Origin of the sequence: uncultured Campylobacter sp. (assembly GCF_905372745.1) — a bacterium.
Lineage (GTDB): Bacteria > Campylobacterota > Campylobacteria > Campylobacterales > Campylobacteraceae > Campylobacter_A.
Genome location: NZ_CAJPQR010000002.1, coordinates 25953 through 41765 on the forward strand (window position 1 = coordinate 25953; position 15813 = coordinate 41765).

The following is a 15813-nucleotide window of genomic DNA, read 5'->3' on the forward strand; positions in this document are numbered from 1 at the left end:
TGCTCCTTAAATTTACTTAACTATCTCGCCCGTGTAGCCCGTCGTCGCCACCGCATCTAGCAGCTGTTTCTCGCTCACGCCGTCTTTCGTCTCGACGCGGGCGGTTTTGTCGTGCAGGCTAGCCTTGGCGCTGATGACGCCATCTACCTTCAGCAGGGCTTTTCGCACCATCGCCGTACACAGCGGACAGTGCATCCCCTCGACTTTGATAACAAAATTTTGATTTGCAAACGCCACGCTTGCAAGCAGTAAAATAGATAGAATTTTATTCATAAATTTTTCCTAAAACTTCGGGGTATGATAGCAGAATAATCACAAAAACAGCTAAAAAAACGTAGATGAAAATCCACTTTTTGCGGCGATTTGCAAGATCGCAGGATTTTGGTTTTTTGAAAAAATAAAATGCGCTCGCCGCAAAGCAGATCGCGGCAAGTGCTGTAAAATAGGGTCTCAGCTCGGTTAAGCTCTCTATCGCTTCCGAGCTAAGCAGGCTAAACGAGGCACCGAAAATCAAAAACAAAAGCGCGGGCAGGCAGCAAAGAGTCGCCGCTAGCGCGCTCGCAACCGACGCCAAAGCTAGCCAAAAGCCCTTCATTTGAGCTCTTGCGACTTGTAGTCGTAGCTAAATTCTTTCGGCGAATAGTAATTTAGCACGTTGTCGTCCACTTCGCCGTAAGGATAGCCGAAGTTATTTAGCGGAAATTCCGCAGGCTTCGGCGATAGGACGAAGTCGCGCGCGTCGTTAAAGCCGATCCAGCACATCTCCCAGTTGCCGAATAAAAACTCGCGGACTTTGGCGAGCTTGCTGTCGTCGTTGCTTAGCTTCTCGCCTAGGCGCACCTTTGCAACGTCCGCAGGATCGACCGGGATCCAGCCGTGTCCTTTTAGATAAAATTCAGCCCTACAGTGCTGACCGCCAGAGATCGCTGCGAGGCCCTTTTCATCGGCCTTTCCCATCTCGTTTGAAAATCTGCTCTGCCCTACTCTGATACCAAAAATCTCGCGCGCAGGGATACCTACGGCTCTGCAAAGCCCCACGAATACGGAGTTTATATCGGTGCATTTGCCCACCAGCTTGCCGCTTTCAAGTATCGCTTTTACGTCGCCCGTGCCGCAGCCTAGGACGGTGTTATCGCGCTGCATGGTGTTTGCCACCCACGTGTAGATCGCTTTTGCGCGCTCCAGATCACCTTTTATGCCTTTAGTGATCTCCCCCGCTTTTTGCTTTACGATGCCGTCATTTGGGATGTGCTGAGTAGGTTTTAGATAAAATTCCGTTTCAGCGCTTAGCTTTTCGTTCGGGTTAAATTTAACCTTACTAAAGTCGGTGTTTCGCTCGAAGGTCTGGGCTCTAAATTTAACGCTAAGCGTCGGCTTTGCCACCTCGGCGTAGTCCACGTAAAGCGTCGGGATCGCGCCATAATTTACCGACGGATTGGCGAAATTACCGTCAAATTTGATGTCGCTTACGCTCTGATACTCTCTAACAAACGGCAGCGGTATCCATAGCCTGGTTTTCTTGCCCGCCTCTAAAATTTCGTGATTTAGAGTTACGTCAAAAACCCTCTTGTTGCCCATAGCTTTGCCCTCGCCCAAAACGGTGCTCGGAGTGGCCATAACGGCGCCTAAAATCGCAGTGTTTCTTAAAAAATCGCGTCTTTGCATGAAATGCCTTGTATAAATAATAGTTGTCCCGCAACTCTTGGGCGGTATTTTACTAACGAAAGGCTAAATTTGGCTTTAAACAGCGGTATTTTCGCGAGTCGTTTGGGCGCCTTGCGATTTTAGAATTTGACTTGGTTAAATTTGGATAAATTTTTAAATTTTACGCACCAAGACTTGCAACTTTAAGACGCTAAATTTTAGCTTAGTCAAAATTTAGCACCATCTTGCTTCTTTGTTAAGGGGGAAGGGGCTTGAATTACGCTCTGCTAGCAGTTGCGAGGCAAAGCCGAAGCAAAAGAGCTCCCTTCCCCCTTAACGATCCCCCAACCCCTACGACGTGAGATGTTGCTGCGCTATGCGCAGTTTGATCCGGCGCTATCGCGCCGAAAATGTAAATTTGACATTTTCAAGACGCGGGTATCGGTGGATAAAATTTTGAGGCTGAATTTTCAAATTTGATTAAATTTAAGTTTTTAGATTTGAACGTAAAAAGTCAAGGCGAAGTACCGCAAGATAATTTTTCGAGTTTTGAAGCAAAATTGAGCGTGCGCTAGGCATGTAGCCTGCGGAGCGAAAATTTTGCAAAATTTCGGAAAAGCGCTCGCGAGACGAGCCACTAAATTTATTATTTAAAAGCGACAAACGTCGCAAAATTCGCCCACCTAAATATGCATTCCACGTTTTTAAACCCCGCACTAAGCGCTAAATTTCTATTTTCCGCTTCAGTGTAAGGGATCAGCACGTTTTCCAGCGCCTCGCGTTTTTGAGCGATTTCGTAGCGCGAGTAGCCTTGTTCGAGCTTGTATTTTTCGTAGATTTCAATCATGTTTTTGCTCAGCGTCTTGTCCTCAAAAATGAGCTTCTCGCTAAAAACAAATACGCCGCCGTCATTTAACGCGCGGTAAATTTTAGCCACGAAATCCTGGCGCCTGGGCGGGCGGATAAACTGTAGCGTGTAGTTCATCAAAACGGCATCGCGAGCGTCAAATTCACACTCTAAAATGTCCGCTAGTTCAAGCTCGATCTTAGCGCCGTACGCCTCTATCTTGGCGCGCGCGTTTTGCAGCATGGCAGGCGCATTATCCACGCCTTTTAGCGCGAGATCGCTTCTTTTGCGCCAAAGAGCTAGCAGCGTCGAGGCGGTCGAGCAGCCAAGGTCTACCGCGCTTGTGCCTTGCGGTAAAATTTGCGCTAAAAAATCGGCGATCAGCTTTTGAGAAGCCGCATAATACGGCACCGAGCGCCCTATCATATCGTCAAACACCGACGCCACGCTCGCGTCAAATTCAAACTGCTTTTTTATCGGCTCTTTAAAGATTTCGTCCTTCACGGCTCGCTCCTTTTAGCATTTGCGCCGGCGATATAAAGGTCGCACACGCCGACAAACTCCATCGCCTGCTTGATGTCGATGTAAATTTGACGCTTTAGCTCCTCTAGGCTTTCAAATTTTCGGTTGTCGCGCAGTCGCTTGATAAAGCAAACCGCGACGTCACGAGCGTCCTCGATATTTTCGTTTAGCACGTGCGTCTCGACGCTAAAGTTGCCGTCCGTACTCACGCGGTTGCCGATAAAGGTAACCGAGCCGTAGGTCTTGTATCCGATGCGGGTCCTCGTCGCATAGACGCCCTCGCGCGGCAAAAGGTAGCTTTTGATGTCCAAATTTAACGTCGGCACGAGCTCGCGTGACCCGATGCCTTGCCCCTTTATCACGCGACCTTCGACCGAGTATTCGCGCCCTAGCAGGCGGTTTGCCTTGTAGATCTCACCTTGCTTGATGTACTCGCGTATGGCCGAGCTGTGCACGCCCATACCCTCAAAGCAAAACTCGTCCACGATCTCTACCTCGCCGTCAAAAATGCGCGCTAAATCATACTTATCCCACGCTCTACCGCGACCGAATCTAAAATCAAAACCGACGACGATTTTTTGCAGATTTTTAAAATCACGTTTCAAAAGCGCGATAAACTCCTCGCCGCTAAGCCCTTTTATGCTCTCAAAATCATACAAAAAACACGGATAGCGAGAGTATTCGGCGCGCTTTAGGCCGGGCGTGATGTTGGCCTTGTTTTTATCGATCACGACCAGCCCGCCGTAAACGCCAAGGCGCTTTAAAAGCTCCTTGTGGCCGCGATGCACGCCGTCAAAGTGTCCGATCGCCACGGCCGTGATGTTATCTTTTGTTAAAAGCGTAGAAAAATTCGGCATTTCCTTCCTTTCCTTTTACCTCGCATTCGAGCGTTTGGCGCATTATCCAGCCCAAATTTGCCGCCGCAAGATCAAATTTAGCCCTCGCCTCGCGCACGGCTTTTGCGTCCGTTACGACGCCTTTTTTATTTCGCTTGGCCGTCCTGCCGACCTCAAACTGCGGCTTAAAAAGCAGGATAATATCGCAGTTTTTGCCAGCTAGCGCGTCGATGGATGGCAAAATCTCTTTAAGCGAGATGAAGCTCACGTCGCAGGTGATGAGATCAAATTTGCGTGTGGCGTTTTTAGCGGCGTGGGGGTCAAATTTGGCGTTTTGGTTTTTTGCTGCGAAATCTACGCCAGTCAAATTTGACTCGTCCGTCCTGGCTCCAGCCTTCGTTAAATTTGACGGCGAAAAAGCTGGCTCGCAGGGCTCGCTTAAAAATCCGTCCCGCTCGGCAAAATTTGATTTGCCAGGATTAAAATTCGGCTCGATTTGGTTTTTTAAATTTTGCTCTGCGTCGTTAAATTTACCGTCTTTGGCCGAGTTTTGACACCCCGCCGCAAACTCGCGCACGTCGGTATTCTCAGCCACTTTCACGCGAGGATCGGCTCTCAGGCTCTCATCTAGCTGCGAGCTACCCACATCTAGCGCAGTGACGCTTTTTACGCCGTTTTGCAATAAAATCTGCACAAAACCGCCCGTGCTTGAGCCCACGTCAAGGGCGTTTTTGCCTTTGACTTCTAGCGGACAAGCCGCCAAAAAGCTTTTTAGCTTTAGCGCACCGCGTCCGACGTAAATTTCGCCGACGAGCTCGATTTTTGCGCCGTTTGAGTTTAAATTTTGTTTGCCGTTACAGGCCTTTTTACATGCGGTTTCGACAGTGTCCGTCAAATTTGCCTCGCGTAAGTTTTTAGTTTCCGCTACCGCACTCTTTTTGTCGTCGTTTTTGCAAGCCTTTAAATTTAGCCCGTCCGAGCCGTCAAATTTATCAAATTCGCCCACCTCAAAGCTGGGCTTAGAGCAAATTTTTCCGTTTAGTAAAATTTTTCCGCTTTTTATGAGCTCGGCGGCTTTGTTTCGGCTGATATTTAGGCGGCTCGCAGTAAATAGATCAAATCTCAATCATCCGCCTTAGCTCGTCTTCGGTTATCGCCTTGACGCCTAGCTCACGCGCTTTCTCCAGCTTGCTGCCCGCCTCCTCGCCGTAGAGGACGAAGTCCGTTTTCTTACTCACCGAGCCGCTTACTTTAGCACCATTAGCCTCTAAAACCGCCTTAAATTCATCCCTGCTTTTGCTAAGCGTGCCCGTTATCACAAATGTTTTGCCGCTTATCACGCTTTGCTTTGTCTCATAAATTTGCGCTTGCGGACTAACGAAACGTAAAATTTCGTCCAAATTTTGCCTATTTACCTGCATAAACTCCGCGTAACTCTCCGCCATCGCCTCGCCGAACCCCTCGATCGCGGCAATCTCGCCGAAGCTTAGCTCGCGCCAGTTTTGCGGGTAAATTTGCGCTATCTTTTTGGCAGCGACCTCGCCGATGTGCTCGATACCCAGGCTCGCTATAAAGCTGTGCAAAGTGGGCGTACGGCTAGCCTCGATGGCACCGAGCAGATTTGCGATCTTTTTATCCTTAAAGCCCTCTAGCCGCGCCAAATCCTGCGCCGTAAGCTCGTAAATGTCGGCGATTTTGGCGACCAAACCCGCTTCAAAAAGCTGATTTACGATCGCATCGCCCAGACCGTCGATATTTAGGCACTTTTTGCTCGCAAAATGTATGAGCGAATTTATCACGCGCGCCTTGCACTCGAGGTTTTGACACTTAATAAAAACGCCCTCGTCTAGCAGCATCGACCCGCATACCGGGCACTCGCGCGGCCTCTCTATCGGAGTCTGCGAGCCGTCTCTGCGCTGTTTAAAAACGCCCGTGATCTTTGGTATCACGTCGCCCGAGCGGATAATGCTGATAAAATCGCCCTTTTGCACGCCTAAGCGCTCGATCTCGTCGAAGTTATGCAGCGTAGCGGACTTTATTATCGCGCCGTCGATATTTACAGGCTCAAGCACGCCCACAGGAGTCACGACGCCGCTGCGCCCGACCTGAAACGCCACGTCAAGCAGCCGCGTGGTCTTTTCGATCGCGGGAAATTTATACGCGACCATAAATTTAGGAAATTTCTCCGTGTAGCCAAGCTCCTCGCTAGCCGCGATGCTCTGCACGCGCACGACTAGTCCGTCCATCATAAAGGGCTTACTATCTCGCTGCGCCACGAGCTGCTTATACGCATCCTCGATCTGCTCGGCAGTGCGGCAAATTTTAAAAAACTCCTCGCGCTCAAAGCCTTGCGAATATATAAAATCCATCATCTGCGAGTAGGTTTCAAGGCCCAAATTTTGCTCGCCGTAGCCCCAAGGCTTAAACCTCAGTCTGCGCGACGCCGTCACGGCGCTATCTAGCTGGCGCAAGCTACCGGCGGCCGCATTTCTAGGATTTGATAGCTGAGGCTCGCCCTTTTGCGCGCGGGCGAAATTTATCTCGTCAAAGTCGTTTTTAGCGATCACGACTTCGCCGCGGATCTCGATCCTACCGTTATAGGCGATTTGCAGCGGGATATTTTTGATGACTTTGGCGTTGCTCGTAACGTCCTCGCCCGTTATGCCGTCGCCGCGCGTGATAGCTCGCACGAGAGTGCCGTTTTCGTAGAGTAAATTTAAGCTCGCGCCGTCAAATTTAGGCTGAAGCGCAAACTCCAGCCCCTCTTTGTCGCCGCGCTTTAGCCACGCTAGCAGCTCATCAAAACTAAAAATATCCTCCATCGACCACATGCGCGCGCCGTGACGAGCTTTGATAAAGCCCTCGCTAACCTCGCCGCCGACGCGCTTTGTCGGACTAAACATCGAGATATCGCCGGGATTTGCTCTCTCAAATTCCAGCACCTTATGATAAAGCTCGTCGTACTCCTCGTCGGTGGCTATGGGCGCATCGTCGGTGTAGTAGGCCTTCGCCCACGCATTTAGCGTATCGACTGCGGTTTCGTACTCTTTTTTCGTCATTTTTTACTCCGAATTTTGCATATTTATTTAAATTTAGCGCTGCGTTAGCTCGCTAGCGTCGCACAAATGCACATTCTCATAAACCCTAGCTATCTCGTCTCTAACTCTCATCAGCGCAAATCCCAGTAAATTTTGTCCGCGCCACTTTACCGGATTTTGCGCGTTTTGCTCGTTTGCGCTCATGCCTATACCCCAAATTTTATCGTGAGGGCTAGCCTCGACTAAAATTTTATTTTTCGTAGAGAGCAAAAACTCGCGTAAATCCTCGTTTTGGCTAAATTTTAAATAATTTGCGTTTAACACGACGCCAAATTTTATCTCGTCCCAAAAATCAGCATCGAAGTCTCGCACCCGCCTGCCCAGGTCTTTCATCTTCTTTGGGTCTTTTGCGGCTAAAATTTTCTCTAAAATCTCCGTATCGCCGAAACACTCGGCCTTTTTAGCCATCATATATTGCTCGGCGCAAACATATCTCTCGCTCTCGGTAAATACGGACGGGTACCACTGGCTTAGGCAGCTAGCGCCGATCTGGGCTTCTTTTTGATGACCCCAAAATAGCAAAATTTTGTCTGCTTTACCGGCGCCGTATCGCTTTTTGAGCCATTTTAGATCATATCTAGGCTCGCGCTCCCAGATGTCGATCAAAAAATCGTCGCCGTTTGCAATCAGCGCGCTCTCATCCTCACCAATCGTATCGTTCCAGTATCCGCGCCATGTCGCAGGCTCGGGAAAAAGGCGCACATACTCGCGCCGTTTGTCTTCGCTAAGAGACTCAAGCCAATCGTTAAATTTAACCTTATAATCCTCGCCGTAGCCCATCCTCCAGCCGATACTAAACGCTGAGATATGCGGAAATTTGATCCATAGCGGGGGCAATAGATTTTTCATTTTACCTCCTAGTTTTTGCAAATCTCCCGAATTTCGCCCTTACCACGTCGCGAGCTTTCTCATTGCGTTTTCCAGCCTAAACATCTGCGCATGCTCGGCCACGTCGTGCGTACGGATGATCTGCGCGCCGTTTCTAAAGGCCTCCAAATGCAGATAGAGGCTACCCGGCAAGCGGTCTTTTATCTCGCTAGGGCTATAAAAATTTATGACTGATTTTCTACTTGCGCCCGCCAAGATCGGCAAACCGAAGCGTAAAAAATGCTCTAAATTTTTTATCAAAATCATATTTTGCTCTGCCGTCTTGCCAAAGCCGATACCAACATCCAGCACGATATCGCGGCATCCAAGATCCTGCGCCGCAGCGATCTTGGCATCAAAAAACGCGTCTATCTCGCCTAGCAAATCACCATAATGCGGGTTATCCTGCATATTTTCGGGGCTATTTTGCATGTGCATGAGGCAGTAGATAGCGCCGTACCGCGCCGCTAGAGCGCAGAGGCTAACGTCGCCCGTGATATCGTTTATCATTTTAAAGCCGTGATTTAGCGCGTATTCTAGGCAGTACGGATCAAAGCTATCGAGGCTAAATATCGCCTTTTCGTGCAAATTTAGGCGGTAAATTTCGGCTACTATCTTTTCCAACCTGGCAAACTCGATCTCGCGTCCGACATATTTGCTACCGGGTCTGGAGCTAACCGCACCCACGTCGATATACTCCGCGCCCTGTTCGATCATCGCTTCAATACGCGCTATACCGCTTTTTTCGTTCACGCGGCTTGCGGCGTTAAAGCTATCTTCATTTACGTTTACTACGCCCATTATCTGCGCGCGCTGCGGTTTTTTAAACGGAGATTTTAAAAATTTGGCCAAATTTTTTAGTCCGAAATCCTGAGCGGCCTCTTTTTTAGCAAGCGCAAGAACTTGCGCATCGGTAGCCATTAAAAGCGCAACCGAGTTTGCTCCGCCCAAAATCACGTCGCGGTTAGTCACGAGCTCTGCACCCACGCTTAGCGCGTCTTGCTTTAGGATATTTGCGGCCGGCGAGCGCAAATCTTTAATCAAAAAAAAGTTGATCGCCGACTTTTTTTTCATCAAATTTCGCCCCTCGTCGCTAGGACGGATAATCTCGCAAATCTCGTTGAAACCCGTTTGCGGATTGATTTTAAAAATTTTCATCTAAGCCCTTTTTCATAAATCATAAGAAGTATCGGTGTAAGAAGCGCGTGAGTTTTGGTATTTAGCTCGGCTAGGCGCACGGCTTTGAAAAAATACTCAAGCTCATCGGCGCTAAATTTAACCCCCTGAGCCGTAGCCTCGAGTACTATCGCGGCGATTAGCTCTTTTAGGTCGTTTTTACCGAGCTTTTCGGAGCGCTCGAGAGCTGATTTTTCATCGATAAACGCGCAAATTTCTTTTAGCTCGAGGCGTTTGTAATCTAACCCCGTTTTTTCTCGCTGCTTTTTTTCAAGCCTATTTTCGGTAACTAGGCGCGAACGAACGGTCGGCAGGAGCATATTTTTCGACTCGCAGGCTATGATAAAAAAGATATTTTTAGGTGGCTCTTCGATGATTTTTAGTAGAGAGTTTTGAGCCTCGACGCGGAAATTTTTAGCGCCTAAAACTAGCAGCTTGGGCTCACTCTCCGCGATATAGGCCTCGGCGGCGACCTCTTTTGCATTTTCTAACAAAAAGTCCTCGGCGAAAAAAAATCTAACCGAATTTACGCCGTAAAGCCCTAAAATTTCCTCTTTTAAGGCTTCAAAATCGCTCGTGATTACGATTTTGCTTCGCATAGATTAGAGTGTTACTTTTGCAAATAAAGCAGCGTCTATGCTCTTATCAAAAAGCCTAAACAACGACAAAAGCTTAATATCTAGTGCGCCGTCGGAGGAGCTGAGATAAAAGCTATTTTGCGCCTGCTCGTCAAAAAGCCACATATAGCTATCGTCCTTACCTTTGGCGATTTGCGAGCTTTTTTCAGCGCTTTTGCCGACGTAAAAAAACACGTAACCGTTTGGAAAAGCAAGGCTAAGCATGTCTAAAAGCAGCGAGACTTCCTCTTTTGAGCCGATATTTTCAAAAGACGGATAAAGCGCCTTTAACGAGAAAAAAGGTAGCACCGGGCGAGCATTCGTGGGTTTGTTTATATTTTTTAAAAAATACTCCTCAAACCAGCCGCGCTCGCTATCGGTTATCAAAATAAACGCGCGCCCTTCGAGTAAAAATTTAAGCTTCGAGGCGAGCAAAGGCGTCCACTCGGTGCGCCTCTCCTCCATCCAGCTCATCAGCGAGCCCTCCTCGCGGATCGCCTCGAGCGTCCATTTTATAAAATCGCTCATTTATCGAGTTTATAAGCTTCGTGTAGTGCGCGAACGGCTAGCTCGCCGTATTTTTGATCGACGATCATCGAGATTTTTATCTCGCTAGTTGAGATCATTTGGATATTTATGCCTTCGTTTGCTAGCGTTTGAAAGGCTAGAGACGCCACTCCGGTGTGGCTTTTCATACCTACGCCTACGACTGAAACCTTAACTATCTCGTCGTTGTATAAAATTTCCCTCGACGCGCTTAGTTTATCCATGCACTCTTTTGCGACGTGAAGTTCGTTTTGCGGTACGGTAAAGCCAAGATTTGTCGTGCCGTCCTGGCCTACGTTTTGGATTATCATATCCACGTTTATATTTTTTTCTGCAAGCGCGGTGAAAATTTCAGCCGCGATGCCCGGCTTATCGACCACGCCTCTTAAAGTTACTCTAGCTTGGTTTTTATCTAGCGCGATACCGCTTACTAGCACTGCTTCCATACTCTCTTCCTTTGTTATTAGTGTTCCTTCGTTGTGATTAAAGCTGCTTCTGGTGACTAAATTTACGTTTAGCTTTTTAGCTAGCTCGACCGAGCGGTTTTGCAGCACTTTTGCGCCTAGGCTCGCAAGCTCTAGCATCTCGTCGTAGCTGATTTTATCTAGCTTTTTAGCCTTTGGCTCGATGCGAGGATCGGTGGTATAAACTCCGTCTACGTCGGTATAAATCTCGCAAAGATCCGCATCTAGCGCGCCTGCGATCGCCACTGCGCTAAGATCGCTACCGCCTCGTCCCAGAGTCGTTACGTCGCCCTTTTCGTCTATACCCTGAAAGCCCGCTACGACGACGATCTTGCCCGCCTTTAGCTCATCTTTCATACGCTTAGTATCTATCGCCTCGATCCTGGCCTTAGTGTGCACGCTATCTGTTATGATTCCCGCTAGCCTACCGCTTAGACCAACTGCGGGATAGCCTAAATTTATCAGCGCTATCGTTAAAAGCGCGCAGGTAACGCGCTCGCCGGAGCTAAGCAGCATATCCATCGCCACGCCGTCGGGAGCCTTCGTATAATGCTCGGCGTACTCCACCAGCTGATTAGTCACGCCGCTCATAGCCGAGACCACGACTACGACGTCAGCTCCGCTTTTTTTAGCCTCTATCGCTCTAGCGGCGACGTTTTCTATCCTCTCAAGCGTCCCTACGCTCGTGCCGCCGTATTTTTGGACGATTAACATTAGATAAATCCTTTCTCTTTGAAGTAGCCGATAACCTTGCTATAAATCGGCTTTTTGAAGTGGTTTACGTCGCCTAAAACCTCGCTTGAGTTTATAAATTTGTACTCGTTAAATTCGGGTTTTTTGGTATTTATATTTATCTTCGCGCTAGGGCGCAGCCGCACTAGAAAATACTTTTGCGTCTGCCCGTCAAAATTATAAAATTTCCTACTCGTCGTGCCCTCGGGGAAGTCGTAGCTAAGCCACTGCGGATACTCGCTAAGCACGTCTATTTCATCCGTGCCTATCTCCTCTTTTAGCTCTCTTTTTAGAGCTTCTTGCGGCGTCTCGCCCTCGTCTATGCCGCCCTGCGGGAACTGCCAGATACCCGTCATATCGCATCTTTGCGCGATAAATATCCTGCAATCAAACGGATAAGAAGGCGCGAGTATGACCGCCGCGACGTTTGGTCTATATTTTTTTTCCATATTTTTTCCGAGAATTTTTAATTGCGGATTTTAACGAAAAATAGTTAAGATATAGCTAAATATCGAGAGGTTAGCGGAAAAATTTAACGCTTAGGCTTAAAATTTTTATTTAAAATTTAAAATTACGAATTTTACTTTTTGCGGTACATTGTGACGCAGTAAAATTTGCGCATTTTGCCTGACTATCCGCTAAATTTAAGCCGCTATTTTAGCTCCAGTATCGCCCGCACCTCTTCGTCGGTAAACAGACTTGCGCTTTCGTGCTTTTTGCGTTCAAGCGCGGTTTTGGATTCGGCGCGCGACGTCAAATTCTGTCCAGACTCGTTAAAATCAAACAACGCAGCCTGAGCAAAATCGTCTGAAACGGCCGTTTTCGCGGCTTCGTTTGAGGTAGCCGCTTTGCTAAACGGAGCCGTTTGAGTAGCTCCGCCAAACACGGAAGCTTCTTGTTGAACGGTATTTTGAGCACTTTCGGCTAAAACTGCGGTTTTTGGCGCTTTGCTTAAAGAACCTGTTTGCAAGATAGCCTTTTCCTCGCGGCTTCTCTCTTGATACGGCGCGAAAACTGGCCCGTCTTGTAAAATTTGCTCCCGAGCAAAAGCAGTTTTTCGCTCGCTCTTAGCCGCTAAATTTGTCTCAAATTCGGCGTTGCCAATCGCCTGACGCGCATTTTCAAATTTAACGTTTTCGTCAAATTTATCGTCCTGCAAAAACAAAGAGCCGTCGGGCAAAATCTCGTCCCGCTCGTCTTGGCGCGCAAAAAGCTCGCTTACGTTGATAGCGTCTGTGTTATCCGCGTCTTTACTCGGCGCTTCATTGACGCTTTGTCCGATCTCCTCGATGCCTGTTATACGCAGGCTTGGCATCACGGCCTTAAAGCTTTGCAAAATCGGCAAAAAAGAGCCGTCAAATCCATCCAAAATCACTCGCATATTTAGCCTTTTTCAGTTTTTTCGAGCGATTTTATCAAATTTATCTTTTGAGCCGTTTTAAGCTCATCCAAAAGCCGCTTATAATGAAAAACAAAACCGATGCCGAAGCTAAACAAAATATAAATTTACCGACCTGCCCGAAAATTTCGCCCGAATGAATATCTAAAACCGCCGTGCGTATCGTCATAAAACGTGGCATTTGCGCTTTCATATCGGCAAATTTAACGTCCCTTAAAATTTCGCCGCTCGTAGCATTGATCGCGATTCTATTAAATTCATCGCTCCCATCGCTCGCAATCCCGTATATCGCGCTATATACTTCGTCTTTCGGATTAAGCATTATGTTAAAAAATTTAAAATTTTCGCCGTGTTTTTGGGTAAAAATTTTAAACATCGCGTCGATCTCCCGTAGTTTGCCTGCATCCTTAAATCCCAACTTTTGTCTAGGTTCAAATTTTTCAGCTTTGTAAATTTGCTCCTCGCCCAAAATTTTATTCGTTAGTCTTGCTAACCAGTCATAAGAAAAATATAGCCCGCTCGCGCTTATAATAAAAAGTATTACAGCCGTATAGATGCCCGTGCATCAGTGGATCTGATAAAGTAGCGCGTAGCCGCGAACTTTGAAATTTATCTTTAGCGCCTTTGTGAGCTTGAGTCTGAAAAATGGATAATAGATCAAAATCCCGCTTAGCAAAAGTAAAATGAGCCCTAGCGTGCTAAGTGCCACGATTTGCCTGCCGATCTCGCGAGCCCCCTCGCCAAAGGCAAGCTCAAAGCCTAGATTTGTATGTAGGCTTAGCACAACGTTCATTATCCTCTCTTCATAGTTCTCGCCGACGATTTGTCCGTCATAAGGGCTCAAAAAATACCCTTTGCCGTCTTTGCCCGCGACTTCGATGCTTGTGCCGCCGTCTTTTATGCCGATTAGCTCCGGCGTGAAGCTGCTTTGCTTCTCGCCGAAAATTTTTAAAATTTCAGAAATTTTTAGGTGAGGTACATCTTTTTGGACGGCGAAAGACTGTCGCTCGTTAATCGCGTCAAAAATTTCATCGTGATACGAGATGAAACAGCCCGACAAGGCAACTACGAGCAGCGGTAGTGCATAAAGCAGAGATAAAATTAAATGGACGTTGAACCAAAAGTTTTTCTTTAAAACTCTCCTCATCGTTCAAATTTTATCTTTAAATTTTGCTCGAATTAAAAATTTACGTTGAAGCCAAGCTGAAATTTACGACCCTCAGCTATGAGGTATCTGGTAGGGTGTTCGTCTATGAATTTCTCGTCAAACAGATTGTAAACGCTAAAATTTATGCTTGCGTTTTTAGTGATTTTGTAATTCATCCCTACGTCGGTAACGGCGTAACCCTTAGTTTTTACGTAAACGCCGTTTTTGACCCTGCTCATATAATTCATCTGAGCCCAGAGGTTTAGGTCTTTACTAAGGTCGTAGTCAAGCCCGGTTTTTATCATATAACGCGGGGTATCGGTTAGAGACTTGCCCTCATTATCGCCTGATTTTTGCTTTGATTTAGCGTAAGTATAGTTTGCATGGAAGGCTAAATTTGATAAAATTTTCCAATCTGCGGTAAGCTCAAGTCCGTTTATCTCAGCTTTTCCGATATTTATATTTTCATAAATTCCAAAATACGTCTTGCCCTGATATACGCACGTCCAAGTCGAAGGATTATTAAAATCCGCGCCAGAACCCCAGCCGCCGCATCTCACGACACTATCGACCTTGTCTTTAAAGTCGGTATGAAAAGCCGTTGCAGAAAAGCTTAAATTTTCGTTATTATCATACGATGCCCCAATCTCGTAGTTTACGCTAGTTTCGGGCTTTAGGCTACTTTTTCCCAATCTAATACCGCGCCCGTGGTTTATCGGTATTTTTAACCCTTCGGTTCTGTCGTCGATATTTGGCGTCGTGTATCCCGCCGATACGCCGCCCTTAAAAGATAGATTTTCGCTTAAATGATAAACGACGTAGCCGCGCGGCGCGATGTGTCCGCCGTAGTCTTTGTCGTGATTATACCTTAGGCCGGCAGTTAGCGTGAGCGCGTCGGTCACGTCAAAATCGTCCTCGCCGAACACCGAAAAATCCCATCTTTTTAGGTGTGCGTCGTCGCTAAAGCCAGGTTCGTTTTGCGAAGAATCAAGCTTCTCACGGTGATACTGCGCGCCCAGCGTTAAGGTATTTGAGTCAAAAAGATATAAACCTTGGGTATTAAATATCGTAGAACCTAGTTTGATATTGCTAGCGGCTTGATCGGAAAATGTTTTCGTAAGCTCGTGCGATAAATAAGTATCGGTAATAAATTTATCGTATCTGCCGCTGTGGGAGAGAGAAATTTGATCGTCCTTGTCGTTTTCGTGAGTGTTATATCCTAGATACGCCGTCCTACCAAGAATTCTTGAAGTTACATTTTTCGTGTGCTTATAATCAAGCGTCAAATCGTCGTTTTCAGTGACGTTATACATCAGCTTCGCGCCGAAATTTTTATCCGCATCTTTTGGATTGCCGTAGTCTTTGGCGTCTTCAAATTTATGAAAATACCGCCCATAAAGCGCGATGCCCAGCACGTCGGGCACGAGCGCGCCGTTTAGATAAAATCCCGTAGAATAGTCGTTGCCGACATCTTTGTGCTGCGCGGTATCGTAGTATCCGTTTATGTTACCGCTAAGCTCGTTTGAAAATCCCTTCGTGATGATATTTATTACGCCGCCCATCGCGTCCGTGCTGTATAGCGAGCTCATCGGCCCGCGGATGACCTCCACGCGCTCTATAGCATTTGCCGGCGGAACGAAGCTTTGGATACTGCCTTGCGAGCCAAACCCCGGAAACGCGCTCTCGCTGGAAACGGGACGACCGTCGATCAAAACTTTGGTGTATTTTGAGTCCATGCCGCGCATTCTGATGTCGCTTTTACCCTTCATCGAGCTAAATCTAGGCGCGGAATACACGCCGGGCACGTCATTTACGACGTAGGCTACGTCTTTGTGGTTTTTCTTTTCTATCTCATCCTTACTGATTACCGAGATCGTCGCGGGCGCGTCTTTGATATTTTGTTCAAAACCCCGTCGCG

At 47.4% G+C, this 15813-nt stretch carries 15 protein-coding genes and 2 pseudogenes; all 17 read right to left on the reverse strand.

Annotated elements, in window-relative coordinates; translation table 11 throughout:
* Positions 1-12 precede the first annotated feature (12 nt).
* Positions 13-273, reverse strand: coding sequence for a cation transporter (locus QZ157_RS00855; protein WP_295140567.1), 261 nt, complete (start codon positions 271-273; stop codon positions 13-15).
* The gene (locus QZ157_RS00860; RefSeq protein WP_002946762.1) at positions 266-595 is read right to left on the reverse strand and encodes a hypothetical protein; all 330 of its coding nucleotides are present in this window, start codon (positions 593-595) and stop codon (positions 266-268) included. The genes QZ157_RS00855 and QZ157_RS00860 overlap by 8 nt, the downstream gene beginning before the upstream one ends.
* On the reverse strand, positions 592-1665 hold the full coding sequence (locus tag QZ157_RS00865) for a transglutaminase-like domain-containing protein (protein ID WP_295140574.1): 1074 nt from the start codon (positions 1663-1665) through the stop codon (positions 592-594). Before QZ157_RS00865 ends, QZ157_RS00860 begins: the two co-directional genes overlap by 4 nt.
* Positions 1666-2290: 625 nt before the next feature.
* On the reverse strand, positions 2291-2995 hold the full coding sequence (cmoA, locus tag QZ157_RS00870) for a carboxy-S-adenosyl-L-methionine synthase CmoA (RefSeq protein ID WP_295140576.1): 705 nt from the start codon (positions 2993-2995) through the stop codon (positions 2291-2293).
* Complete coding sequence (locus tag QZ157_RS00875; RefSeq protein WP_295140579.1) at positions 2992-3870, reverse strand: bifunctional riboflavin kinase/FAD synthetase; 879 nt, start codon at positions 3868-3870, stop codon at positions 2992-2994. The genes cmoA and QZ157_RS00875 overlap by 4 nt, the downstream gene beginning before the upstream one ends.
* Positions 3836-4855, reverse strand: a complete 1020-nt coding sequence (locus QZ157_RS00880; RefSeq protein WP_295140751.1) for an SAM-dependent methyltransferase — start codon at positions 4853-4855, stop codon at positions 3836-3838. The genes QZ157_RS00875 and QZ157_RS00880 overlap by 35 nt, the downstream gene beginning before the upstream one ends.
* Positions 4853-4975 (reverse strand): annotated as a pseudogene (locus QZ157_RS00885) (S4 domain-containing protein); the annotation flags it as partial. The gene QZ157_RS00880 and the pseudogene QZ157_RS00885, both read right to left, overlap by 3 nt.
* Entirely contained in the window at positions 4965-6908 is a 1944-nt protein-coding gene (gene ligA, locus QZ157_RS00890) for an NAD-dependent DNA ligase LigA (protein ID WP_295140582.1), read from the reverse strand. The pseudogene QZ157_RS00885 and the gene ligA, both read right to left, overlap by 11 nt.
* 33 nt (positions 6909-6941) lie before the next feature.
* The gene (locus QZ157_RS00895) at positions 6942-7796 is read right to left on the reverse strand and encodes an NADAR family protein (protein WP_295140585.1); all 855 of its coding nucleotides are present in this window, start codon (positions 7794-7796) and stop codon (positions 6942-6944) included.
* 39 nt (positions 7797-7835) lie between these two features.
* On the reverse strand, positions 7836-8972 hold the full coding sequence (gene folP, locus QZ157_RS00900; protein WP_295140588.1) for a dihydropteroate synthase: 1137 nt from the start codon (positions 8970-8972) through the stop codon (positions 7836-7838).
* Entirely contained in the window at positions 8969-9589 is a 621-nt protein-coding gene (locus QZ157_RS00905) for a DNA polymerase III subunit delta' (protein ID WP_295140591.1), read from the reverse strand. Before QZ157_RS00905 ends, folP begins: the two co-directional genes overlap by 4 nt.
* 3 nt (positions 9590-9592) lie before the next feature.
* Positions 9593-10135, reverse strand: coding sequence for a HobA family DNA replication regulator (locus QZ157_RS00910; RefSeq protein ID WP_009495895.1), 543 nt, complete (start codon positions 10133-10135; stop codon positions 9593-9595).
* The gene (locus QZ157_RS00915) at positions 10132-11331 is read right to left on the reverse strand and encodes an aspartate kinase (RefSeq protein ID WP_295140596.1); all 1200 of its coding nucleotides are present in this window, start codon (positions 11329-11331) and stop codon (positions 10132-10134) included. Before QZ157_RS00915 ends, QZ157_RS00910 begins: the two co-directional genes overlap by 4 nt.
* The gene (locus QZ157_RS00920; protein WP_295140599.1) at positions 11331-11798 is read right to left on the reverse strand and encodes an RNA pyrophosphohydrolase; all 468 of its coding nucleotides are present in this window, start codon (positions 11796-11798) and stop codon (positions 11331-11333) included. The genes QZ157_RS00915 and QZ157_RS00920 overlap by 1 nt, the downstream gene beginning before the upstream one ends.
* Before the next feature lie 203 nt (positions 11799-12001).
* Positions 12002-12730, reverse strand: coding sequence for a hypothetical protein (locus QZ157_RS00925; protein ID WP_295140601.1), 729 nt, complete (start codon positions 12728-12730; stop codon positions 12002-12004).
* Positions 12731-12770: 40 nt separating this feature from the next.
* Positions 12771-13895 (reverse strand): annotated as a pseudogene (locus QZ157_RS00930) (PepSY-associated TM helix domain-containing protein).
* A 32-nt stretch (positions 13896-13927) separates the two neighbouring features.
* Positions 13928-15790, reverse strand: coding sequence for a TonB-dependent receptor (locus QZ157_RS00935; protein ID WP_363147536.1), 1863 nt, complete (start codon positions 15788-15790; stop codon positions 13928-13930).
* Positions 15791-15813 lie beyond the last annotated feature (23 nt).